General features: G+C 37.4%; 25 protein-coding genes. 9 read left to right on the top strand and 16 right to left on the bottom strand.

Going from position 1 to position 24,549, the window contains the following annotated elements; genetic code table 11:
• The first annotated feature begins 39 nt into the window (after window positions 1-39).
• From FJR37_RS14015 to rlmN, 3 genes are all read left to right on the top strand, one after another.
• Window positions 40-705 (top strand): LuxR C-terminal-related transcriptional regulator, encoded by a 666-nt coding sequence (locus FJR37_RS14015; RefSeq protein WP_039202144.1) that lies wholly within the window; start codon window positions 40-42, stop codon window positions 703-705.
• 586 nt (window positions 706-1,291) lie between these two features.
• The gene (locus FJR37_RS14010) at window positions 1,292-2,122 is read left to right on the top strand and encodes a metallophosphoesterase (protein ID WP_039202133.1); all 831 of its coding nucleotides are present in this window, start codon (window positions 1,292-1,294) and stop codon (window positions 2,120-2,122) included.
• A gap of 342 nt (window positions 2,123-2,464) precedes the next feature.
• A complete protein-coding gene (gene rlmN, locus FJR37_RS14005; RefSeq protein ID WP_168466290.1) occupies window positions 2,465-3,535 on the top strand; it encodes a 23S rRNA (adenine(2503)-C(2))-methyltransferase RlmN in 1,071 nt (356 codons plus the stop codon).
• A 20-nt stretch (window positions 3,536-3,555) separates the two neighbouring features.
• Here rlmN and FJR37_RS14000 read toward each other — a convergent pair whose 3' ends face one another.
• From FJR37_RS14000 to FJR37_RS13955, 10 genes are all read right to left on the bottom strand, one after another.
• Complete coding sequence (locus tag FJR37_RS14000) at window positions 3,556-3,735, bottom strand: hypothetical protein (RefSeq protein WP_039202135.1); 180 nt, start codon at window positions 3,733-3,735, stop codon at window positions 3,556-3,558.
• Between the two features lie 530 nt (window positions 3,736-4,265).
• A complete protein-coding gene (locus FJR37_RS13995; RefSeq protein WP_199924421.1) occupies window positions 4,266-4,475 on the bottom strand; it encodes a hypothetical protein in 210 nt (69 codons plus the stop codon).
• Window positions 4,476-4,763: 288 nt separating this feature from the next.
• Window positions 4,764-5,540 (bottom strand): sulfite exporter TauE/SafE family protein, encoded by a 777-nt coding sequence (locus FJR37_RS13990; protein ID WP_039202136.1) that lies wholly within the window; start codon window positions 5,538-5,540, stop codon window positions 4,764-4,766.
• Window positions 5,541-5,718: 178 nt separating this feature from the next.
• Window positions 5,719-6,678 (bottom strand): DUF4351 domain-containing protein, encoded by a 960-nt coding sequence (locus tag FJR37_RS13985; RefSeq protein ID WP_168466289.1) that lies wholly within the window; start codon window positions 6,676-6,678, stop codon window positions 5,719-5,721.
• 298 nt (window positions 6,679-6,976) lie between these two features.
• Window positions 6,977-7,885 (bottom strand): MoxR family ATPase, encoded by a 909-nt coding sequence (locus FJR37_RS13980; protein ID WP_168466288.1) that lies wholly within the window; start codon window positions 7,883-7,885, stop codon window positions 6,977-6,979.
• Between the two features lie 370 nt (window positions 7,886-8,255).
• Entirely contained in the window at window positions 8,256-8,846 is a 591-nt protein-coding gene (locus FJR37_RS13975; RefSeq protein ID WP_168466287.1) for a hypothetical protein, read from the bottom strand.
• On the bottom strand, window positions 8,843-10,285 hold the full coding sequence (locus FJR37_RS13970) for an AAA family ATPase (RefSeq protein ID WP_168466286.1): 1,443 nt from the start codon (window positions 10,283-10,285) through the stop codon (window positions 8,843-8,845). Before FJR37_RS13970 ends, FJR37_RS13975 begins: the two co-directional genes overlap by 4 nt.
• Window positions 10,286-10,563: 278 nt before the next feature.
• Window positions 10,564-11,562, bottom strand: coding sequence for a bifunctional riboflavin kinase/FAD synthetase (locus tag FJR37_RS13965; protein ID WP_168466285.1), 999 nt, complete (start codon window positions 11,560-11,562; stop codon window positions 10,564-10,566).
• A gap of 146 nt (window positions 11,563-11,708) precedes the next feature.
• On the bottom strand, window positions 11,709-12,464 hold the full coding sequence (gene rsmG / locus FJR37_RS13960; protein ID WP_168466284.1) for a 16S rRNA (guanine(527)-N(7))-methyltransferase RsmG: 756 nt from the start codon (window positions 12,462-12,464) through the stop codon (window positions 11,709-11,711).
• 289 nt (window positions 12,465-12,753) lie between these two features.
• The gene (locus FJR37_RS13955; RefSeq protein ID WP_168466283.1) at window positions 12,754-13,413 is read right to left on the bottom strand and encodes an ABC transporter ATP-binding protein; all 660 of its coding nucleotides are present in this window, start codon (window positions 13,411-13,413) and stop codon (window positions 12,754-12,756) included.
• 443 nt (window positions 13,414-13,856) lie between these two features.
• Between FJR37_RS13955 and FJR37_RS13950 the strand changes: the two genes are divergently transcribed.
• The 4 genes from FJR37_RS13950 to FJR37_RS13935 all read left to right on the top strand — a co-directional run bounded on the left by FJR37_RS13950 (window position 13,857) and on the right by FJR37_RS13935 (window position 17,150).
• On the top strand, window positions 13,857-14,780 hold the full coding sequence (locus FJR37_RS13950) for a Sll0314/Alr1548 family TPR repeat-containing protein (protein WP_039201938.1): 924 nt from the start codon (window positions 13,857-13,859) through the stop codon (window positions 14,778-14,780).
• Between the two features lie 355 nt (window positions 14,781-15,135).
• Window positions 15,136-15,588, top strand: a complete 453-nt coding sequence (locus FJR37_RS13945) for a DUF3531 family protein (protein WP_039201939.1) — start codon at window positions 15,136-15,138, stop codon at window positions 15,586-15,588.
• Window positions 15,589-15,596: 8 nt separating this feature from the next.
• Window positions 15,597-16,028: an NUDIX hydrolase gene (locus FJR37_RS13940; RefSeq protein WP_039201941.1), complete on the top strand. Its 432-nt coding sequence runs from the start codon at window positions 15,597-15,599 to the stop codon at window positions 16,026-16,028.
• Window positions 16,029-16,562: 534 nt separating this feature from the next.
• On the top strand, window positions 16,563-17,150 hold the full coding sequence (locus FJR37_RS13935) for a Uma2 family endonuclease (protein ID WP_039202141.1): 588 nt from the start codon (window positions 16,563-16,565) through the stop codon (window positions 17,148-17,150).
• Window positions 17,151-17,212: 62 nt separating this feature from the next.
• Here FJR37_RS13935 and FJR37_RS13930 read toward each other — a convergent pair whose 3' ends face one another.
• From FJR37_RS13930 to FJR37_RS13920, 3 genes are all read right to left on the bottom strand, one after another.
• Window positions 17,213-17,485: a cupin domain-containing protein gene (locus FJR37_RS13930; RefSeq protein WP_168466282.1), complete on the bottom strand. Its 273-nt coding sequence runs from the start codon at window positions 17,483-17,485 to the stop codon at window positions 17,213-17,215.
• 9 nt (window positions 17,486-17,494) lie between these two features.
• Window positions 17,495-17,833, bottom strand: coding sequence for a Mo-dependent nitrogenase C-terminal domain-containing protein (locus FJR37_RS13925; RefSeq protein WP_168466281.1), 339 nt, complete (start codon window positions 17,831-17,833; stop codon window positions 17,495-17,497).
• A 483-nt stretch (window positions 17,834-18,316) separates the two neighbouring features.
• Window positions 18,317-19,129: an HAD family hydrolase gene (locus FJR37_RS13920; protein WP_168466280.1), complete on the bottom strand. Its 813-nt coding sequence runs from the start codon at window positions 19,127-19,129 to the stop codon at window positions 18,317-18,319.
• A gap of 105 nt (window positions 19,130-19,234) precedes the next feature.
• On the opposite strand from FJR37_RS13920, the gene FJR37_RS13915 reads away from it, so the two are divergent.
• Complete coding sequence (locus FJR37_RS13915) at window positions 19,235-20,023, top strand: hypothetical protein (RefSeq protein ID WP_152608880.1); 789 nt, start codon at window positions 19,235-19,237, stop codon at window positions 20,021-20,023.
• 143 nt (window positions 20,024-20,166) lie between these two features.
• On the opposite strand, the gene FJR37_RS13910 is transcribed toward FJR37_RS13915, so the two are convergent.
• Window positions 20,167-20,883, bottom strand: coding sequence for a DevA family ABC transporter ATP-binding protein (locus FJR37_RS13910; RefSeq protein ID WP_027400919.1), 717 nt, complete (start codon window positions 20,881-20,883; stop codon window positions 20,167-20,169).
• A 41-nt stretch (window positions 20,884-20,924) separates the two neighbouring features.
• On the opposite strand from FJR37_RS13910, the gene FJR37_RS13905 reads away from it, so the two are divergent.
• A complete protein-coding gene (locus tag FJR37_RS13905) occupies window positions 20,925-21,098 on the top strand; it encodes a hypothetical protein (protein ID WP_168466279.1) in 174 nt (57 codons plus the stop codon).
• Between the two features lie 68 nt (window positions 21,099-21,166).
• Here FJR37_RS13905 and devC read toward each other — a convergent pair whose 3' ends face one another.
• Window positions 21,167-22,321 (bottom strand): ABC transporter permease DevC, encoded by a 1,155-nt coding sequence (gene devC / locus FJR37_RS13900; RefSeq protein ID WP_039203688.1) that lies wholly within the window; start codon window positions 22,319-22,321, stop codon window positions 21,167-21,169.
• Window positions 22,322-22,390: 69 nt separating this feature from the next.
• Complete coding sequence (locus FJR37_RS13895) at window positions 22,391-23,809, bottom strand: HlyD family efflux transporter periplasmic adaptor subunit (protein ID WP_053538958.1); 1,419 nt, start codon at window positions 23,807-23,809, stop codon at window positions 22,391-22,393.
• Window positions 23,810-24,549 lie beyond the last annotated feature (740 nt).

Below are 24,549 nucleotides of genomic sequence, written 5' to 3'. Positions count from 1 at the left end.
AATTATCGAGGTTCGCATAGACCCCAAATGGGTACACTTATGGCTAAAACTCTCCACGCCATTTTCCAAGCGATCGCCAATGTACAAAATGAGCAAGAATTAAAACTAGCTCTCATGGATACCATTGGCGACCATTTTGCAGTACAACATTGGGGTATTGATCTCCTAGATGACCAATTAGATACTCAAATTCAAGTTCCCGAAATTCCTGCTGTCTGCTTAGAAGCTAACCCCATTGGGCGTTATGTTGTCGAACGTCACGCCCCCACCCATGAGCAATTAATTTTATCCCCAGAAGACTGGAAAAACTATTGTACTCGTCACGAACACGTGATGACTGGTCCGATAGTTTGTAATGGTCAATTAGTGGGGACTTTAAATTTTGCTCGTGACCCCGGAAGTCAGCCCTTTGATAGTAATGATTTAGCTGATTTAAGTGCAGTTTGTTTACATTTATCAGCGAAAATGGCCACACTCCAAGCAAAACCAAAAACCTTTGCATCTGCTGGTAATTGTCCCCTGACAGCGCGGGAATTAGAAATTGCCAGATTAGTAGCTCAAGGTTTAACTAATGGAGAAATAGCCGTTAAATTATGGATTACTCAAAATTCTGTCAAGCAAGCTTTAAAAAGGATGTTCCGTAAATTAGACGTTTCTACTCGTGCGGAAATGGTAGCAAAACTACAAGATAGATTAGTTTCCTAATCTAATAGCTATAAAAGAATGATAGAGCATAGATCCCCGATTTCTTAAAGAAATCGGGGATCTGAGTATTCAAATATATTACTCTTTGGATACAGTTACAGCAAATTGTCATCAAACCTGGAACAAGAACCCCACCCCCAACCCCCTCCCCGCAAGCGATGAGGGGGCTAAGATGTACCTCATAAGATTGGAAATCGCTGTAATATCAAAATCTTTTGTTAATGTATAAGCAGATAAGATTATATACTGAAAATAGTAGATTGGATTAAGCGACAGCGCAACCCAACAAAGGTTATAAAATGTTGGGTTTCCTTGCGTCAACCCAACCTACGGAATTTTGGATTTATGGTTCTACCGCTCCCTTTATGATATTTTCGGTAAAATATCCATGAACCCCTTACTCTGATTGGATTTGAGGGTTTAATATTTTCAAAAATAGGCGATAGCGAAGCGCTCCGCAGGAATCGCTCTTAATTTGGATATAACCCATATATAGCAATGGTTTTGGACATCTAAAAGGGATATTTAATCACAAGGGGAGCGGTAGAACCGTATTTATTTATCAACATAATTTTATTCATATATTATGCACAAACTTTTAACTGGAGCTTTGTCCACAGAAAAATTAATAGTGAAAATCCCCAACTTACCTCTATCACTAGCAGGATTAAAGCTGGTACAAATGTCAGATTTTCACTATGATAATGGTCTATTATCAGAAAAAATGTTAACAGAAGCAATTGCCGTTAGTAATGCTGCAAAACCAGATTTAGTTATTTTAACTGGCGACTACGTTAACACAATCGCTAAACCAATTCACCAACTAGCATCACGACTAAAAAATCTAGAAAGTCGCTATGGTGTCTATGCTATCCTTGGCAATCATGATATTTATTATCCTAGTTCAAAATTAGAAATTACAAATGCTTTAACAAATGTGGGGATTAATGTACTTTGGAATCAAATTGCTTACCCCTTGGGAGAAAAATTACCTTTAGTGGGATTAGCGGATTTTTATTCACGAGAATTTAATCCAGAAGCAATTATGAATCAACTCGATTCGACTACACCTCGGATTGTCTTATCTCATCACCCAGATACAGCCGAAATCCTCAAAAAATGGCGAGTAGATTTACAATTATCTGGTCATAGTCATGGTGGACAAATCGTAATTCCTGGTCTGGGACCCGCCATGATTTACTATGCAAAAATAGTCAAAAAAATCCCGAAAAAACTTCTCCGTAAATTACCATTTTTACGGAAAACCCATTCTATATTAAGCCATTGGCAATGGTCAGAGGGTTTACATATAGTGGGAAATAATCAATTATATGTAAATCGAGGCTTAGGAACTTATTTCCCCGGACGGTTATTTTGTCCACCAGAGGTTACTATTATTATACTCAAAACGGCTTGATTGTTTGATTCTAAACGTAGGGGTAAAGCAAGAGCTTCATTGGTGTCAACTTAAGCTCAAATCCCTACCACATCTCGTTCCTAGTCTCTGACTAGGAATGCAGTTGATGAGGCTCTGCCTCTAATATTATTGAAGGCAGAGCCTTCTAGAATTCATTCCCAGTCAGAGACTGGGAATGAGATGACTTGGGTTCTTTGTCATTTGGCAAAAGTTTAGATCTCACCCGTGTTTAGTATACCTTGGAAGTTTCTTAATCTATTTCTTCCTTTGCCCCTTTGCCCCTTTGCGCGAAACAAAAACAATATAGTAGAATAGGAAATTAGCATCAACTTGTAATTTCTTATGTCTGCTACGCCGCTTGTATCTCAGCTAGATTCACCTAACTCCACTAAATCTGAACTTCTTCCCCCTCTCCTTGGTGCTTCCGTGACGGAGTTAACTGCTTGGGTACAGCAGCAGGGACAACCTGGTTATCGGGGTAAGCAATTGCATGATTGGATCTATAATAAGGGTGTGCGATCGCTCGCTGATATTTCTGTATTTCCGAAAAATTGGCGTTTGGAAGTTGCAGATATTCCCATAGGTCGTTCTTCTCTACATTACCGTTCCGTTGCCCCCGATGATACCGTCAAATATCTCCTCAAATTAGCTGACGGGGAAATTGTGGAAACAGTGGGTATTCCCAGCGATAAACGCTTAACAGTCTGCGTTTCTACTCAAGTCGGCTGTCCAATGGCTTGTGATTTCTGTGCGACTGGGAAAGGTGGCTATAAGCGTAATCTTACCCGTGCGGAAATTGTTGATCAAGTCCTGACTGTCCAAGAAGATTTTCAAGAACGGGTGAGTAACGTCGTATTCATGGGTATGGGTGAACCATTGTTGAATACGGAAAATGTGATTTCAGCGATTAAATCCATTAATCAAGATATGGGAATTGGGGCGCGATCGCTGACACTATCTACTGTAGGCATCCGCGATCGCATTTTGCAAGTCGCCGCACACCAACTGCAAATTACCCTCGCTGTCAGCCTCCACGCACCCAACCAAGGATTACGGGAACAACTCATTCCCAGCGCTAAACCCTACCCCATAGAAGACTTACTTGCAGAATGTCGAGAATACGTAGAAATAACTGGACGCAGAGTTACCTTTGAATACATACTTCTCGCTGGAGTCAACGACTTACCCGAACACGCCTTAGAACTATCAAAACGTCTGCGAGGATTTCAAAGTCACGTTAACTTAATCCCCTACAATCCCATAGAAGAAGTAGATTACAAAAGACCAACCCGCGACCGAATCGAAGCCTTTGTCAACGTTCTTCAACAACAAAATACCGCCGTCAGTGTCCGTTATTCTCGCGGTTTAGAAGCCGATGCTGCTTGTGGACAATTAAGAACAACAAAAAGGTAATTTGTCAATAAAATTGTCAATTATTTCCTAGCATAAATTCCTGGTGCATAAGCCTCAATCACCTTACCCGTGCGAGTGCAAGTGATCATCAAATAATCGCAAGTAGGACATTGTGTTCTGGTAACTTGACTATCAGCAATATAGTGACGTTCAGCCGCACTACCGCAATTTGGGCAATGAATCTTTTGTGATGCTTGCATTTTAAAACCCCTGAAATTAATAACTTTTGAGAAAAAGCGAAAAAACCTGTTTAATTATTGTGAATGTAAAAAAGTTGATATCTTTGGTCATTATCTTAAACTTGATAGTTTTTATCATCATGCCTCAGATATATAAATTTACTTTAGATCTAACTTTTCTTAGATTAGCCGTGATCCCTATGGTGTAATCCTTGAGACAGTCCTGTTTATTTTTTGGGAAAAAATAGGTTATTTTTCCATTCAAGCGTTACTAGATAGGAAAAACTGTAATCAAAGTCACAAAATCAATAGTTTTATATTTAATTAATATTTGCATAAACAAGACACCCCTCCCACAGTCATACAATTATTGTGAGCTAAGTTTCTAGCCCGTCCATTTAGTATTTATAGTGACATACTAGGAAAATAGGCGTTGCTGAACTCAGGTATGAAATTCCCAAATTAAACCTTTAAAACTCTGAACTTTGCGTCTTTGCGCCTTTGCGTGAGACTAAAATTCATACCCTTAATCAGCAACACCGGAAAATATATTAAGTAGGTGGGCGGAGGAAAATCAAAATATATAAATCGCTCAATTTTCCAGACTTGATATTACTTCTAACTTCTTCTAAATCCTCCTGATAGCGCAGCGTGGCGTTAGCCATACTCCTGAATGGGCGCAGGCCCTGCGCCCCTACCTCCTGATAGCGTTTACGTAGTGTGCCGAAGGCATAGCCGTTAGCCATACTTCTAGCCCTCACAGATAACTTTTATGGCTTACGCTACGCTATCAGCAAACCTTAACGGAACACCAAAAAACAAATTACCCAATTTTGTGGGATGGGCATCCTGCCCATCCTTGATGATTAGCGGGCAATTCGTCCCGCACCAGAAGAAATTTTTGGGTATTTTTTTAATTGGAAGTCCCTTGTTGTGTTCACCTACTTAGTCCGTTTCAACGGACTTGAGCTATGAGACAGGGAATTTATTCCCTGGCGGTTGTGGAAGGCAAAAGATAAGCCGTTTTGAGTATAATTGTATCCACCTGCTTAACCATGAATAAAAAAGTAAGTAGTCATCCCAAAAGCCACCACTATCACAAATTTCCTCACCAAATTAGGTTCTAGTCTGCGGGCAAAATGAGCGCATAAATAACCACCCAGAGAACCACCAACCGCCATTATAATAACTTGATGCCAAGCAATCAAATTAGCGAACATAAAGGGAATAATAGCCACACCATTAATGCAACTACCTAATAAAGTTTTAAAAGCATTAATAGAGTGAATATTTTTAATCCCTAAAAAGGTTAAAGTTGCCAACATTAAAATGCCTACACCCGCACCAAAAAAACCACCATATATAGAGATTGCTAATTGAGAAATTAGGAGAATCAATAAAGGTGGCGGTGCAGAAATATCATTTTTACTCTGAAGTTGCAGCCAGTTTTTTAGAGATTCACTGAATGTAAATATTAATGTTGCTGATAGTAATAAATAGGGCAGCATCTTTTTAAACACATCCGGTGATGTATATAACAAAGCCACTGAACCAATCACACCACCAACTAAACTTGTGCCGGCTAGTAATAATAATTGTCTTTTTTCAATATTCAAGTCTTGACGATATGCCCTTGCACTAGCGATCGCTGCTATCCACAAAGCAGTATTATTTGTAGCATTAGCGTTAATTGGGGCGATACCTGTAAATATCAGGGTAGGAAAGGTAATAAAACTGCCACCACCCGCTACAGCATTGAGTCCACCGGCAATGAACGCGGTACTAAAGAGAAGCAAACTATGAATCAAAGTTAAATCTTGCGGCATTTTTTGTAATTAATAAACCTAGTTATACCGTTAAATACCTTTCTAAATGTAATATCAAAAATAAAATCAGATAATGTTGTTTTTTGCCTCAACCCAAGGGATAAAAATAAGCTGTGCTGGATTTAATTTGGATTATTTTGTATACTTTTTGCGGGCATATTGCCCGCAATACATATTTTTACTGATGAGATTCTAACCAGTTGAATAAATCCTCAATAGCTGTAAAATCTAGCAATGCTTCACCGAGGGATTCTAACTGATTTAAAGAAAGAGTTTGAATTTTTTCCCTAATTTCTTCCGGTAAATTTCCTACCCGTTTTTGTAGTAGTCGAACCACAAGATTTTGCTCACCTTCCTGTTTACCTTCTGCTATTCCTCTCTCGTAGCCAATGCGCTCACCTGTAGTAATATAAGTCATAGTTCGCTCCTGTTCAAATTGTTTAAAATCTTGCCAAAACTCTGCTTCTAATGCCTTTGGTAACATCATAACCCAGTCTATAAAGCGGTAAAGGTTACGAATATCCTTTTCTTGCAATCCTTGTTCATACAATCGGCGAATTAAGCTAAATTTCCAGGTTTTGCGTTCTTGTGGTTTTTTACGAGTTTGTTGTGTTCTTAAATGTGCCATTACCACCGTTGCAAAAGGATTATCACTGGCTTCTAATTCTGTCCAACGGTTTTGGTAATCTAGCAATTTGACTGTACCAAATTCAAAGTTTAACCTGGTATCAGGATAATTATAATTGTATTGGTTTGGTCGCCATTTGGGATCTGCATCACATAAAATAGCGAGACTAATGGCAGGTTTGCCAAAACGGTCAAAAATTCGTAGGTTGTAAGAGAACATCCTTTCAGGAAAGAGTTCTTCAGATTTTGCCTGAATTTCTATATGTATCAACAGCCAAATTTCTCCTCCTTGGTGTTGCCACACTTTGACTAATTTATCCGCATATCTTCTTCCTTGTTCAGCGTTGCGAGCTATTTGTTGAAATTCTTTATCTAGAAATTCGTGGGGTATTTCCCAGTTAATTAATGCGGCTGTTTGCGGGAAGAAAAATTGCATTGCTTGGGGAAAGTATGCTTCTAATATTTCTTTCCAGGGACTGTCTTGGTCGGCTCTTTTGCGTTCTTTGGTCATGTGTTATTTAGTAATAATGGTTCTACCGCTTTTCTTGTGATCAAACATCCTGATTAGGCATCCATAACCATTGCTGGATATGGGTTTGATGCAAATTAATCTGCGATCGCAAAACACTCCGCCTATTTTGCAAAAATTAAAACCTCAAATCCAATCATAGCAATAGTTTCAGCCATATTTTACCGAAAATATTGGGAGCAATAGAAGCAATTTTTTAATCTAAAATCTAAAATCCAAAATCTAAAATTCCCAGTCAAAATAGGTTTTTGGGAGGTTGTACCCCCCGTAATATTTTATATTAAGGAATAGGCACAGATCGTAATAATCGTTCAACTATAGTTTTTGTATTGCGTCCCCCTCTAGGAATCAGACGATGACAAAGAACGTGCGGTGCGAGAAACTTAACATCATCAGGAAGAGCATATTCCCTACCTAAAATAAAAGCCAAAGCTTGAGCGGCTTTTTGTAAAGCTACAGTACCACGAGGACTAACACCAAGAGTGATTTCTTCATCCTGTCTAGTAGTCCGCACCAATTCTAAAATGTATTGTTGCAAAGATGCTTCTACCTTGACTTGGGAACAAGCTTGGCGTAATGCTTGGACTTCTTCTAAAGTAATACAAGGCTGTAAATCAGCAACCTTTAAACCAGCTTGCAGATTTTGCAGCATTTGCATTTCTTCAGATTCCGAAGGATAACCCAAACTTAAAGACAGCATAAATCTGTCCATTTGCGCTTCTGGGAGGGGAAACGTCCCTTGGTACTCAATGGGGTTTTGGGTAGCAATTACAAAGAATGGCTGAGGAACTAGACGGGAAACACCATCAACTGTGACTTGATGTTCTTCCATTACTTCCAGTAAAGCTGACTGGGTACGGGGTGTAGCGCGGTTAATTTCATCCGCTAGGAGGACGTTAGCAAATACAGGACCTTGTAGAAATGTAAATTCCCCAGTTTTAGGATTCCAAATATTTGTGCCGGTGATATCTGTAGGGAGTAAGTCAGGGGTACATTGTAACCGTTGAAATTTACCATCTACAGAACGAGCTAGAGATTTGGCTAAAAGGGTTTTACCGACACCAGGGACATCTTCTAATAAAGCATGACCACCACCCAGTACAGCTACTATCACTAAGCGTATAGCTTCATGTTTACCAACGATGGTATGAGCCAAATTTTGTGTTAAAGCGTCAATTTTTTCTCTCATGTAGTACCTGGGGGGAAATGTAGAAGGTTTACTTCTGAGTTTGGACTAAAAACTTGTTTAATAGTTTAGCGTTTTCTACAGTATTCCCATGTAACAATCCCAATCCAGCATGAGAATTAAAAATTTCTGGCTCTTCGGTACTTGTTATGCTAAACCGAGAAATTGAGAGAAGGGAACAGGGAACTCTTAACAGGGAGCAAATAAGAAACTTTGGTTCTGAGTTTAAAGCTCAGTCAAAAAAAGGATGTTTTTAAAAGATGCGTAGCACGAAAAAAACAGTGTCATTATTTCAATCTCATGTTTTTAAACATGAGTTTTTCCTATTCCCTGTTGCCCGTTCCCTGTTCCCTCTGAATTTTAAATATATTATTCAATCACAGATTTTATTGTTTATTTCAAAAAGTTCAAAACCATACTCTTCTAAAAAATCTTTCGCAAATGCTATCCAGCTTGAATTAAATCTTGGGTAAAATTCAGGAGTACAAACATAAGCTTCTAAATTTAAATCCGCGTAATTTCCATTTAATTTCTTATCAAATAAATCAATAGTATTAGTTAATTGTTTAATAGCTTTATCGCGGTTTGCATCTACTTTTCTTAAACTCGTTGCATTTAATTTGAATTCTACAAAACAAAAATCATTTTCATCAAAAAATACAAAATCGCAATGGGAATCACCAAATCCTAAAAGTCCTTTTTTGCCGTCAATAGGAATAAAACCAACCATTTTAGCATTGATTACATTAAATAATTTAGTGATATCAAAACCATTTTCAACCGTGTCAACACCATTTAGTTTAATAGTAAATGTGTCATCATCTGAATTTATATTGATAATAATAAAAGACTGTCCTTGATAGTCTATGATTGAAAATTCTGATCTCATTTCAATTTCTAGATCATCGGAAAAATTATCAAAAGCAGTTGATAGAAGTTTTTTAATATCCTCAAATTTGCTCATTTTCTTTTGAAAGTTTTAGCGTGAATACTATACAAAGCTTGAAAATCACCACCCAAAATTTCCGAAACTGTATCTAAATAATTTTGTTGAATAGTGCCTTTTTCTTGATTAAAAATAGGTTCATAATAATTACTATCCATTGCTCCTACGTCGCCACGCAAGCTATCACTAACAGATTGATTTCCCAAAGAATAAGCAGAAAAATCTTTAGCACTTAACCAAGAATCTTGGGGAATTATTTGTGCTACTTGTGATTCTGTTGATGGATTTTTTTCAACTACTCTATTCGCAAAGAGTAAATTATTAAAAACTGTGAGAACATAGGGACTATGGGTGGTTATAATTAGTTGGTTATCATCATTTTGATTTATCATTAAAGCTAATAACTCAATCAATTGCTTTTGAGCAATAGGGAATAAATGAGCTTCTGGTTCTTCCAAGATTCTTAATACTTTTGTATTATCAAGAATATTTAGAAAGATATCTTGTAAAATTCTTATAGATTCTTGTTGTCCTGATGAAGTATTAGAAAGCTTAACATATTCTTCTGTTTCCTTGTTAAACACTATTTTCTCTCCCCAATTATCAATTCTGTATTCACCTTTGAGTATTTCATCTATTCGTTTTTTGATATCATATAATTTTTGTTTGAGATTTTCATCATCTTCATAACTTTCAATTACCCCTTCAAAATTACCATTGCCAATTTTTTTAAATTTACCTTTAATTATATCAACTTTTTCCATAAATTTTAGCATTAATGTTTCATCTATTGTTTGTTGCTTACCTGCAAATTTCTTCTTGCTATTTTTCTCTAAACGACTGCTAACATCTGCAAACAATAATTTTTCAAATAAGTCAGAATAACTTACTGTTGCATTCCTACCAGCGATTACAAATAATGAATCTTCATGATACATTTGAAATGATTCATTCAATAGTTTAGAAAGCCTTTGAGCGTATTTAATTTTATTTTGCTCATAAGTCAATTGTTCATAAATATCATTTGTATTTAAACTCTGCTGAAAAAGTTTTTTAATTGCAGTTGCGGAAGTTCTAAAATTCTCATTTAATAAATTATCACTAAATCGAGAATCTAGTCTTTTCTTATCATTAAGACTTAATTTTAGATATTTGTCATTCTCTACACTATAATAAAATTTTATTTCAAAATTAGGTAAGTGCAATGTAGAACCAAAAAAATCATAAAACTTTTCTCTTATTGGAAATATAAGATCAGAAGTAATATCAAAATAATCCTTCTGCGTATCCTGATATATTTGGCTAAATAAATCATCCCTTAGTGATTTAAAAAAATAAATCAATTTAGCAATAGTGCTTTTACCACTAGCTTGTTCACCAATCAAAACTAATATTTTCTTGACTTCAATTTCTGCATATTGAATTGGACCAAAATTTTCGATGATTATTTTTTGCATAGGTAAATGTGATTTTTTTATGATTAGACAATAATAGAAATACTTTTTGGGAAGTTATACCTCCCATAATATTTCATATTACAGAAGTAGTGTTTCCTGTGTAGATGCGCTTCTTACCTTTCTCATTACAGCAATTTTAATTTACTTGTACCACACTCTTGTTTTTATATTACTTTCTTCCTTTGCGACTTTGCGCCTTTGCGTGAGACTTTAAAATGTGGTTTATTTACCTAAAAATCGCTGTAATGTTGAGATTACCATTGAAAATTCCCCCAATATTAACAACCAAAAATTTCTTTAGCTGCTGTACAATCAAGTTGAATTTGGTTTTTCAGCGCTTCTAAGGAAGGAAATTTCTGTTCGGGGCGCAAAAATTTTACTAGTTGTACAGGCAAATTTTTTCCATACAAATCACCAGACCAATCTAATAAATGTACTTCTACACGAATATCTATACCATTAACTGTGGGACGGTTGCCGATATTCATGACTCCAAATTGCTGAGTGGGAGATTTATCTGGAGTTTCATTATGGATAATTGCCTCAATAGCGTAAACACCATGACGGGGTAAAAATTTGTCTTTTGGTAGTTGAATGTTGGCGGTAGGAAAACCGATAGTTCTCCCTAATTTTTGACCTGTTACTACTTCACCTATGAGAGTGTAAGGTCTTCCCAAAAGCCGATTTGCTTTGGGAATATCACCTACTTCCAAACTTTCTCGGATTAATGAGGTGCTGATGCGAGCATCATCTGTTGCTGGCGAAATATTTGTATCAGTTTTTATAGGAACTATTGTTACGGGTATGTTGTATTTCGCTGCGATCGCTTGCAAGTCTTGAGCAGTACCCATGCGCTTTTTGCCGAAACAAAAGTCTTGTCCGACGCTAATTTGTTGACATTGCAGTTGTTGAACTAGGATTTTATCAACAAATTCTTCGGGAGAAAGGGCAGATAGTTCTCTATCGAAGGGTAATAATACCAGTTGTTCTACTCCAAGCGATCGCAATTGTGCAACTTTTTCATCTAGTGGTGTTAACAAATCACGGGGAAGTCCAGTAAAAAACTCTTGGGGATGGGGATCAAATGTAACAACTGTTGAGTAGGGGCGGACTGAATTCTCCTCACCCCATGCTGACTGCAATACTGGCTGAATCACTCTTTGATGACCAAGATGAACACCATCAAATTTGCCAAGAGCAACAGCAGTTGGTGTCAGCAGTTCTTCTGTCGAAGAAGCAACCCGTACAGAACACCCATTTTGAGACAAATTTAACACTTGGATTTTGGGATTTTAGGTTTATTTTCGCTATCAGCGTTTAGCTACTGTTGAACCTTTGGTTCAGCCATTTATAACGATGTTGACGCTCTCGCGCTGTTAGATATCTAATCACCAATCTAATCTAAAATCGAGAAGTCCGTTGATTAAATTGGTTTTTGGTTAGGTATACCAACCCCACGGGGGAAACTAATTGGTGTGCTGGATACTTTTCGCAAATAAAGACAATGACGAATACTATTACTCAAGGGAGTGGAAAATTCCTCAATTAATTCAATGACTCCACCTAATTGCTCAACAGCAGCCTCTAAACTTTCATTTTCTGCTTGAGTCCAAGTACCGCGATAAATTACCGCCAAACCGCCTTTTCTCACCAAAGGTAAGGAATATTCCGCACAAGCAGAAACATTACTCACAGCCCGGATTACAGCCAGATCATACTGTTGTCGGTGTTGAATTTGTTGACCAATTTCTTCCACTCTACTCAGTAAAGTTTTGGTATTACTTAGAGTAAGTGCTGATAAAACTGTCTCGATAAAGGTAATTTTCTTACCCGTAGAATCTAAAAGTGTAACTTGAGAATTAGGAAAAATCAGGGAAATGGGGATACCAGGAAAACCCGCACCCGTACCAATATCAATTATCCGCTTACCCTTTTCAATCCCAGGAATAAATACTTGTTTAGGTGCAATTCCCCGTAAAGAATCCCAAAGATGTTTTTCCCAAAATTCATCAGGTTCAGTAATGCGAGTTAAATTAAGTTGACGATTTCCAGCAATAATTAATTGATAAAGCTGTTGAAATTGCCGTGTTTGATCAGTTGTTGGTTGCCAATTCAGAGTTTTTTGCCATATTTCCGCCATTTCTGGCAAATTACCTATCGGTAAAGATTCTAAATCCATTGGTGAAAATTAATTTTTTTAAGTTATCTTTAGTGAAAAATCCAGTCTTATCCCAATTTTATGTGAGGCTGCACAAAATCATAAAATCCATTAAGAGAACTCCACAAAAAAGATGAACCAATCTTGTGGGATGGGCATCCTGCCCGTTCTTGTATTATGAGCGGGCAAGATGCCCGCACCACAATAAATTTTAGGATATTTTTTTAATTGGAGAACTCTAATTTATCCCTCTTCATCTGCGTTTATCTGCGTTTATCTGCGTTTAAAATTTATTAAAATTAATTTAGTCTCAAGCAGATTTTACCTCTTCTCCCTGACTCCTGACTCCTGATTTTAAAACCCCATGATCTAATGTCCAACAATAATCAGCTATTGGTAACATATCACCTGCATCATGTGTTACAACTAACAGTGTCCAATCTTTTTTTAGTTTGGCTAGTAGATTTATCAGTTGGCGACGCATTGACCAATCTAAACCCGCTGTAGGCTCATCTAATAATAATAAATTTGGTTGGCGAATCAATTGTACCGCTAAAGCTAAACGTCGCTGTTGTCCACCGCTTAAAGTATGAGGTGATGCAGATAAGGATAAATGATCTAAGCCAACTTCAGTTAATGCTTGTTTAACCTGTTCTGTTCCCAGTTCAGGATGTCCTAAGCGTAATTCTTCTAAAATTGTCCCCCCGCAGAAATGGCGTTCTGGAAATTGAAATACTAAACCTGCTAATTGTTGTAATTGTTCGGCTATGAGTCCCTGTTCTCGCCAAAAAACCCCACCAGCAGTAGGGTCAGCCAATCCAGATAAAATTTCTAATAAGGTGCTTTTACCCGAACCGCTAGGACCAATAATTAAACCTAGTTTCTGGGGTGGTAATTCTAAATTTATAGCTTGGAGAATGGCTTTTGGGCAGGCTGTGGGATGATAAGTTAGATTTCTAAGATAGAGCATTTGTGTAAATTACCAAGTTATACTCAAAACGGCTTGATTGTTTGATTCTAAACGTAGGGGTAAAGCAAAAGCCCATTGGTGTCAACTTAACGTGAAAGCCTTGTAAAATATCAGTTTCACCCTTTCTCGTTCCCATACTCTGTATGGGAATGAATTCTAGAAGGCTCTGCCTTCTATGAAAACAGAGGCAGAGCCTCTGTAATAGCATTCCCAGTCAGAGACTGGGAACGAGATATCATCAGGATTTGAGCTTAAGTTGACACCAATGAAGCTCTTGCTTTACACCTACACATCTGGGTTCTTTGTCATTTGGCAAAATAAATCTCACCCGTGTTTAGTATATGAAAATTTTTGGCGGAAATAGACTAATTTATAATTCACTATTTTGGCATTTTAGGTAATAGATACAACAATTTCAACCGTAATTATTCAGAAAGGCTATTATGTTTAAACAGTTTTTAATTCCTCAATTAAGGATATTTTGGCGATCGCCTACTTTATTAAGTGTGACTGTGACTACTTCCATCCTTTTGAATATGTTGGTAAATCCCTCCTTTGCGGGTGATCCCTTTCGGGGTCGAGAATCGCGGAAAATTGGCGATCGCACAGAAGCCGCTTTTCATGCTATTTTTCAACAAGGAAATTATCCCACAGCCAAAGATGCTTTACAAAAAGCCGCCTCTAGCGAACCCAATGAACCTCTAATTTACGCCATTCAGGCTTCTTTAGCATATCAAAATCAAGATAGTGCTAGTTTAGAAAAATACAGCAGCAAAACTCTAGAAACTGGACAAAATCTGATCGCCAGTGATCCATTGCGTGGTAACTTATATACTGCGGTTGGTCACTTTTTGACAGGGGCGGTAATTTTGAATCGAGAAGGAACTGTAAATGGTGTCCCCCAAGCTTTAAGTCGGTTGCGGAAAGTCTATACATATCTTGACAGAGCCGAAGAGATTTCTGCCAATGATCCAGAGTTAAACTTAATTCGCGGCTATATGGATTTAATGTTAGCTGTGAATTTACCCTTTACTAGTCCAGATCAAGTAATTGAAAGATTGGAAAAAAATGCTGCTCCTAATTATTTAGTAAATAGAGGTATTGCTTTAGCTTATCGAGATTTAAAACAATACTCCCAAGCTTTAGATTATGTCAACCGCGCCTTAAAAACAACTGCTGACAACCCAGAAATTTACTATCTTAAAGCCCAAATTCTCCATGAAAAGGGGAAAGCGGAAAAAAGCCAGAATTTAATTAAGGAAGCAATAACTTATTTTGACAAAGCATTAGCCAAAAAATCCCAACTTCCTGCTAATTTAGTCAAACAAATTGAACATGAACGCAATCAGGCTTTTAGTAGTCAGTAGTCAGTAGTCAGTTGTTAGTTGTCAGTTGTTAGTTGTCAGTAGTCAGTTGTCAGTTGTCAGTTGTCAGTTGTCAGTTGTCAGTTGTCAGTTGTCAGTAGTTATAAAATTTTGATTCTACCAATTACCAATTACCAATTAAGTAGGTGAGCGTTGAAAATTGTCGTTATGGCAAGGCAAAAGGCAAGAGGCAAGAGTGAAGAGGGTTTGGGCGATTTTACATTTCTTTACACAGTTTGGTTTTATTGTGTTCACCTACTTACCCATTACCAATTACCCATTACCAATTACCAATTACCAATTACCAATTACCAATTACCAGTTACCCATTACCAATTACCAATTACCCATTACAAAAATGCAAATTCAATTCCGCGAGTTTAATCCTTTTGATGTTTGGATTTGGTTTAAGTTCAGCAATGTTCCCTCCCAAAGGGAAAAACAATATGTAGAAGAAGTATTCAATTCCTGGTTTTATCTAGGTAAACTAGGGGGATTTAATGCTGAAAATCTGCAAATCCAAGACACAGGACTTGATATCAGCTATATGGACTATGATACCAAAGGCTATGATAAAAGTTTAATGGCTTTGATGCACAACATGGGTGAATTTGAATACGAAGGAGAATGGGGTCGTTGTTGGTTTGATTTAGGTACAAGTGATGCGATCGCCTTAGATATTCTCATCAACGCCCTCACTCAACTAACTGAAGAATACGTCACTATTGAAGAACTATACATTGGTGGCGAGAATCCAGATTGGCCTACAGAAGATAGTGAAAGTCGTCCCTCTTCCATTTACGATAATTAATTGTAGTCATGAATAAAGAAGGTCAAATTCGGGTGATTGTTTTAGCACTCATCCGAGATGGTAATAGAATATTTGTTTCTGAAGGATTTGATTCGACAAAACAATCAACATTCTATCGGGCTTTAGGTGGTGGTGTAGAATTTGGCGAAACTAGCCGCATAGCCTTAGCTAGAGAATTTCAAGAAGAAATTCAAGCCGAATTAACAAATATTCGCTATTTAACTTGTATTGAAAACTTATTTACCTTTGACGGTAGACAAGGACATGAAATCATTCAACTCTATGAATGTGACTTTGCTGATTCCAAGTTTTATCAAATCGAAAGTTTAACTTTTGCAGAAACACCAGAACGTCAACATCGCGCATTGTGGGTAGATATTTCTCGGTTTAAATCTGGTGAATTAAGATTAGTTCCTGAAGTATTTTTTCATTATTTGTAAACTTAGATCCCCGAACCTAGTAGTCTGTCAACCCGAAAATGACGGGTGAAGGCAAGCAGGGGGAGAAGAGAGGCACCGGGGGTAGGGGAGGGAAGAACAGAAGTTTTTTCCGATCTTTACAAAAGAAGGGAACAGGGAACAGGGAACAGGGAACAGGGAGCAAATAAGAAACTTTAGTTCTGAGTTTAAAGCTCAGTCAAAAAAAGGATGTTTTTTGAGATGCGTAGCACGAAAAAAACAGCACTTCGACACCGCTCAGTGACCGTGTCATTATTTCAATCTCATGTTTTTAAACATGAGTTTTTCCTGCGATGCACTGAGCTTGTCGAAGTGTTCCCTGCGATGCACTGAGCTTGTCGAAGTGTTGCCCGTTCCCTGTTCCCTCTGAACCGTCAAAATAAATTTGACGAACTACTAGATCCCTGACTTCTTCTTTTATCTTGTCACTAAATAATAAATTAAGTTGAGAAGTCGGGGATCTTAATCACTCAAGATTGCTATATTAAAATTAAAGGTAAATACAGGAAGTTAATTATGACTCTACAATTAGCAAAACCACGCCTTAACACCTTTCGTCTCAATGTTTCTCAATACCATCAAATGAGCGAAGCCGGTATTTTTTCAGAAAATGATAAAGTAGAACTAATTAATGGAGAAATTATAGAAATGTCACCAATTGGTAGAAGACACACAGCTTGTGTAAATCGTTTAAATTCAGTTTTTTCGCAATTACTGGGTAAAAAAGTCATAATTGCTGTACAAAATCCGATTATCCTCAATAACTTATCTGAACCCCAACCAGATATCGCACTACTGAAACCTCGTGCAGATTTTTATGAATCTGGACACCCTCAACCCCAGGATATATTTCTCTTAATTGAAGTTGCAGATAGCAGTTTAGAATATGATAGAGACGTAAAAATTCCTCTCTATGCTAGTAGTGGTATTACTGAAGTTTGGTTAGTTGATATTTATGAACAAGCGATTATTGTTTATCGCTACCCTAGCGAAAATGGGTATAGCGACATTCAAAAACTCAGTCGAGGAGAAAAAATGTCAATTCAAGCATTCCCCGAAGTTAATTTAGTTGTAGATGATATTTTAGGATCAATAGTTTCATAGCCAACCTCTAAATAATATCCAATCCACCTCTTCAGATATTAGTTATTGAGATTGCAGAAATATTAATCAAAGCAATAATGTTTTTTTACGTCCCTGGTAATTTCCCATGTACAAGACATCCCAGCGGGAAAAGTTACTAAGTCTCCCTTACCCATTTGTACCGCTTGTCCTCCATCAGGAGTGACAACAACATTACCTTCTAAAAAGTAGCAAGTTTCTTGATCATCGTAAGTCCAGGAAAATTTAGATATTTCCTTTTCCCAAATTGGCCAGTTGAATACATCTAACTCATTAAGATGTGCAAGATTTGGTTGATGTACGACTTTAATTTCCATGAGTTGTATTTAACAATAAGATTGGATGTCTTCTCCACACTTATCTACTAAATAACATAATGCGCGAAAACGCAAGCCGACAAACTGCTCATACAGTGGGTTAAGTTTGCACATAGGCGGAATGTGAGCAATTTTCAGACCAAAAACCACGATATCACGCTCAAAGGGACATTGGGCAGGAATTAATTTAGCAATTAATCTAGCAACTCGACGATTATCAATTTCAATTTCGTCGAACCATTGACGGGTTTTTTGCAATAAATCAAACTTATTTTTCACTGAATGGGTTTCTTTGATAGGGTTGACAAAACTAGAGAGAATCACTGGTTGACTATTTGTTTTTAGCATGATTGTGTGTCCTATGTAGATGAGATTGATAAAATTTTGCCAATGTGGCAATTTGCACAACAAATTATCTGGGAAATTTTCACTGAACTTAAAGAACGGTAAAGTAGTTGAACTAATTTTTATTTAAACTGGCTTTGTGTTGAAGAACTGTTCAGTTGAATACAAAATAACAAAGAAAATATAAAAATGGTATAGCCTTAGCTTATGAATTTCTGATATTGAATATAGTAATTTTATATATAAAATCCCCATGAATGGTTGGGAAACGGCACAGTAATTCTAGTGAGAATTGCTAGAAACACTGATGTATCTAGCTTTCTCCTCTAGCTGGACTGCATAATCATTAGGAGATGATGACATTAATTTTAGGTGATAGCAGATTCAGAAAAAAGTCGTGGAGGTTACTTTCTCGCAGGGAACAGGGAATAGGGAATTTTCTTCTTCTGACTCCTGACTCGGTGACTGGGCGCAGTCCCTGCGCCCCTACCGCTGACAGTTTTCTAGAATATAACTACACAATTCGCAAAAACCATCTCCTTCCGCTGCTGTAGTTATATATGTAGGTTGATGTTGTAACTGATTTTCATAGCCGCGTATATTTGCCACACCTACGGAAATAGGAAAATAACGCTGGTTAAACAAACTTTCATCATTAGGACTGTCACCAACAGTGATCACCTGTTCGGGGAAGTAGGTGGGAAAATATTGACGTAGAACTTTTAATAAACCGACAGCTTTATTTTGTCCTGGGGGTTGAATATGACACTGAACGTTGCTGTAAGTAAATCCCCAACCCATCTGTTGACAAAGATCACCTATTTTTTGTAATTCGTCAGTTGTCAGTGAGGTAAGATCGAAAGTCCAGTCTGTGACTCGAAATAAATTATCAGCGGATTCTTGAATTTGTGGAAAATAAGTTTGTAAGTTAACAAAAGTTTTGGCTAAATCTTGACGATGGTTAACTAGGTCAGGAATATGGGTGAGTGTGACTGGATCAGAATTATCTGATGGATAAAATAAACCACCATTTTCGGCTATCGCACCAGCTATGGGCATTAAACTACTGATAGCGCTTACCCATCCAGCAGACCGACCAGTAACAATCAAGACCGGAATTTTAGCTGTGGATAGCCTCTCCAGAGTATTTAGTAATTGAGACGTAAATTTGCCATTTTTAGTAAGTGTCCCATCCATATCTGTTGCCAGGAGGTAAATATGATATGAATGCGTAGATATATCAGACAACTGCTGTATATTAATAAGATGCTTATCCAAGTCCCTAATAGGTTTGTACATATGATATTACCAAGAAAATGTCAAAAATATTTATACCACAGCAACCTACTAAGTAAGATTTGGGTATTATAAACATCAGTAGTTAATAATTTCAGGTTGTAAATTATGGTTAGTACGATTTTTCTGGCTCAATCTTCTGGATCTAAGACAACAAAGACGAATAAAGTCTCACCTGTTATCCACGAGTCTCAGAGTTTACCTCTACCATTGCTACTATTTGCGGGTGGAGGAATGGTTTTAGTGCTGGTTGCTGTGATTGCCTATGGCAGAATCCTCCTACAAAGGGGTGATAAAAAACTTAAATTTGAACAATTCCGCACGCGAGAATTAGAGAAAAAGTTGAAGTTGGCTTTGGAAACTATTCGCAAAATGGAAACTAATCCAGATTTAGTTCACTCACGAGAATTTAACCTAGATTATCTGCGGATGCGAATGTCTGAGGAGGTATTCCATTTTGCTATAGTTAATCAAATTAAAATCAAAGTTAAAGATAAGATTTCTCTATCACTGCGTCCTAGCCAAGCTAACCAAGGATCTGTAGGGATTTCTAGTAGCACAGGTAGGCAGGTAGATGAAACGTTTGATATCGAGTATGAAACTGGTGTAGCGCCCAACATTGTCAAGCGGGTGCTGTTTCGAGCGCAAATTCGGTTAGTGAAGTTACCAACTCAAGCTACTTCTTCTACCATTACTCAAATTATTAATTGTATAGAAACATACCTTAGCCCCAGAGAAGATGATGATACTTGGCAACCTACTATTCAAGGTCGGATTGTTTATATACACTGGGATCAAAAGGCTAAACCGACTCCGTTGCTGGTACTAGAACAGTCAAATGAGGGGGTAAATGTGACATTTAGAACTAGTCGTCAAACTCCTTCGACGAAACAATAGTAGTTAGTAGATTTATCTGATGCAGTTACGATTCAGAAATAATCACCACTTTAAATAACTAACAAATATCGAAAAATTCAAAACAGAGACAGACTTTTGGTTAGCAAAATATAAGGCGTATTTAAGAAGACGTATCACCCAAATTACGAGTTATGCTTAGAAGGAATATTTTGAGCATCACGAGTAAGAAGACCATCTTCCATTTCCACAATGCGATCGGCAATATCTAAGATCCGGTTGTCGTGAGTTACTAATAGGATGGCAGTTCCCTGTTCTTTGGCTAGACGCTGCATGATTTCTACTACATCACGTCCTGATTGTTTGTCTAATGCGGCTGTTGGTTCATCGGCTAAGACTAGGGGAGGATGATTGACTAAGGCGCGAGCGATCGCTATTCTTTGTTTTTGTCCACCAGATAAATTATCTGGATAGTAGTTAACCCGTTCTTGTAAACCTACAGATGCCAGCATTTCCTCTGACTGAGAAATAGCCGTTGATTGGGAAATACTATTATTTAATTCCACAGCCATTTGCACATTTTGCCGAGCCGTTAAAAAACCCAATAAATTATGAGCTTGGAAAATATAACCAATCTTACGTCTCATGTGTACCAGTTTGTTTTGACTAGCACCACACAATTCATCACCTAAAAATTTTAAACTTCCCTCTTGTACCGACCTTAACCCACCAATCAAACTTAATAAAGTCGTTTTCCCTGAACCAGATGGTCCAGTCATAATCACAATTTCTCCGGCATATATTTCCAAACTAATATCAAATAGAATCTGTTTTCTCAGCGATCCTTTACCGTAGTAGTGATTGATATTTTTAATAGATATTACAGGTTCTTTGTTGATCATAATAGGGGAGTGTAGGAGTCAGGAGTCAGGAGTCAGGAGTATTGGGAGTAGGGGAAGTAGGGGGAGTGGGGGGAGTGGGGGAAGTAGGGGAAGTAGGGGGAGTGGGGGAAGTAGGGGAAGTAGGGGAAGTAGGGGAAGTAGGGGAAGTAGGGGAAGTAGGGGAAGTAGGGGAAGTAGGGGGAGGAAGAAGAATGGTTTTCACCAATGACAAATGACCAATGACAAATGACCAATGACCAATGACCAATGACCAATGACAACTGACAACTGACAACTGACCAATCTAAAAAATATCGGCTGGATCGGCAGAGCTTAATTTCCGAATAGCAATCATCCCCGAAATAAAACACATTAAAATAGTTAACATGATTACCATAATGGCGCGATTATAACTCATAAATATAGGCAAAAGTGTAGCATCTCTAGCAACATTATAAAGAACAAGAGCGCAGCCAAATCCAGGTAAGTAACCAACAACTGCTAATAAAAAAGCCTCTTGAAGAATCACAGTTAGTAAATAATTTTGAGTGTAGCCTATAGCTTTGAGCGTAGCATATTCAGATAAATGATCATTGACTTCTGTATACAAAATTTGATAAACAATTACAGTTCCTACAATAAAACCCATAATTGTTCCCAAGGTAAAAATAAAGCCAATAGCCGTACTACTTGCCCAATAATTTCTCTCAAATTCAATAAATTCTTCCTTAGTTAAAACATTAATATCTGTAGGTAGATAACTTCGCAATTCTTGAGCTACCACTATGGGATCAGCCCCAGGTTTTAACTTAATAATACCAATATCAATTAATCCCCGTTGACGGTTATTAAAAATTCGCAAAAAGTTAACATCACTGGTAATTAAATTTCCATCTGCACCAAAAGACGCTCCTAATGTAAATAATCCACCCACCTGAACTTTTCTTCTGCGTACTTCTGCTGTGACAACTTTTCCGGCATTAAAACTATCAGCGATCGGACCATACTCTACCCTAGAAGAACGGTCATATAAAACCACATCAGGCAGTTTAAGTTTATTTAAATTTTCCTCAACTCCGGGTAAATCAAAAAGATTAACTTCTGGATTCATGCCAAAAATTAAGATACTGCGAGGACGACCTGTAACAGGATTTCTCCAGCTTGTATAGTCTAAATATATAGGATGTACTGATTGAACTGTAGGCAAATCTAACGCCTTATATAAACGCCGTTGGGAAAAGGTTTTCATAGCCAAAACAGCATTAGATTGACTGTTAATTAAAACCACATCGCCAACTAGACTACTGTGCATTCTGACGTTACTGTAATAGAGTGCATCTCGGAAACCTAGCTGCATGAACATTAAAATATCAGCAAAGGCAATACCTGACAAAGCTACGGCTAGGCGAGTTTTTTCTCTTGTCAGTTGTAGCCAAGATAAAGGTATTTTTACTGCCATTTTCTAAATCTTTTGATCTGGATACTAATTAAGTAGTTGAACATGAATATTTGGCATAGAAATATGATGTTAATTCTCATTAATTTCTACGGTGACTTTAGCGTTAGTTAAACCAGAAACTTGCTTGGTAAATTCTGGAGATAGGGCAATTTTCACTTCTACAACTCTGGCATCAATGTCTGCGGCCGGATCATTATTTAAGACATCTTTTTTGCCAATTTTTCTACCAATTGATGTAATTCTGCCTTTTAATTGACCGTTAAATGCGCCGTTGTCACTAGAGATAGTAGCAGTTTGACCTAAACGGACTTTATTAATACTATCTTCAGGAACTTCTGCAACTACGAACATCTGATCTGTTTGTCCAATTTCCGCAATTCCATTTGCTCCCATGATTTCCCCAGATTTGGTATGAATTTTTAAGATTTCACCAGAACTAGGAGCTTTAACATAGCTTTGCTGAAGTTCTACTTGAGCTTTTCTCATTAAAGCAATGGCATTAGTAACTTGTGCTTGGGCTACTTGGACATTGAGCGGACTAACTACTAATATTCTGCTCAATCTTTCTCTTTCTTCGTCTATTTGTCTTTGTAAAGTAGAGACAGTTTTGTTACGGTTGGCTGTGGCTTCAATTAACTGCTGTTGTAAAGTGGCTAGGGTTTTAATTTGATTAGCTCTAGCTTCGGAAACTTGCTGTTGGATGGTATCTATTGCCCGTTTTAAACTAGCTTGACTTTCGATTAACTGTTGATTTGTAGTTAACGCACTTAAGCGGCGGCGATCGCGCTCTTGCTGAGAAATAGCACCTTGTTTGTATAAAAATTCATAGCGCCCATAATCTACTTGAGCATTTCTTTGTTCGGCTCTAATCCGCTCCATATTAGCCTTCAATGAATTTCTTTGTCCCATTAGTTCCGCTTCCAAACGGTTGACTGTAGCTTGTTGGGCAACCTTCTCACCACTTAACTGGGCAGCAATTCGGCTAATTGTTGCCTGTTGAGCCTCTTTTTCCCCCGCTAATTGGGCTTGTAACCGAGAAATAATGAATCTTTGAGCTTGAGCATCTCTGGGTGGACCAGCACTAACTTGGGCTAAATTTGCACGGGATTCTTGCAATTTAGCTTTGGCTTCTTCTACTACTGCCATACTAGTGTCGCGGCTATCTAAAATTGCCACAACCTGTCCTTGCTGTACTCGTTGTCCTTCTCTGACTAAAAGTTGCTGTACTCGTGAACTCCCTGATAAACCCGCTGGAGCAGAAAGTTTAACTACTTCTCCTCTTGGTTCTAAGCGTCCTATGGCAGTAATACTATTAGGAACTGGGGCTACAGATACAGTAGAAGTCAGTTTTTTTAATTGTTCCATTCTCGCTGTAGCTAAGAACCCAGCAGCTATAGCTACTGGCAAAGCTACGGCAATACTCAACCAAATTTTCGGCTGCTCAAGTGCCTTTTCTGGGGATTTTGATTTTTCATTCACCCTTGACATGATATTTAACCTATTTATCTGAATTATGGTGATGAAACTAAAAAAGTAAATTAGCTGTAATTAAAATCCACAGCAAACTTTATGCAAGACTTAAGTAATTGGACAAAAATATTTACAGTCATTGCGAGCGAAGGGAAGCAATCACAACCCTTGGAATTGCTTCATTTCACTTCGTTCCATATGGCTAACGCCACGCTTCGCTTACGCAATGACATTGTGTAATTAATTCTGTCTCACTACTTACACCTTTTTGGGCTTTTGTTTTGGCAAGTTTATAATTATTTTTGGGTATGATTAACCTTGCAGAAACTACACTCTGTGATTATTCAGGTGTATTATCTTGACATGAAAATTTCTGTCTCAAAGCAACCTGGGATACAATAATTGGTAGATTTAATAAATCATTAGTAGTTGAGATTTCACATCTTATTTTTCAGAAGATGTGGGAAACTTCAAAAGTTAAAGTTTACAAGAGAAAATAAAACTTTTGAGTAAATAGGTAAGAATTTTAACAATTAATAATTACTAATTATCAGCCGAAACCAGATAACTAGGAATTTTAGTGATTAACGTTATTTTTTCCTCCCAGAAGTCTCAGAGGTGATAACTTCATATAAATTCTACATTTATCAGTTGAGGGAAAACGTAACGCATTTTACAGATAAGGTAATAGCAATTGGCAGCATCTTAGAGGATGTTTGAAAAGTCGTATCCCGTAATTTTCATCACATTGTTACCCC

The sequence above is a fragment of the Aphanizomenon sp. UHCC 0183 genome (assembly GCF_009712065.1).
Classification (GTDB): domain Bacteria; phylum Cyanobacteriota; class Cyanobacteriia; order Cyanobacteriales; family Nostocaceae; genus Dolichospermum; species Dolichospermum heterosporum.
Note: the sequence above shows the minus strand (reverse complement) of the source record. Positions and strands in the feature narration are given on the sequence as shown.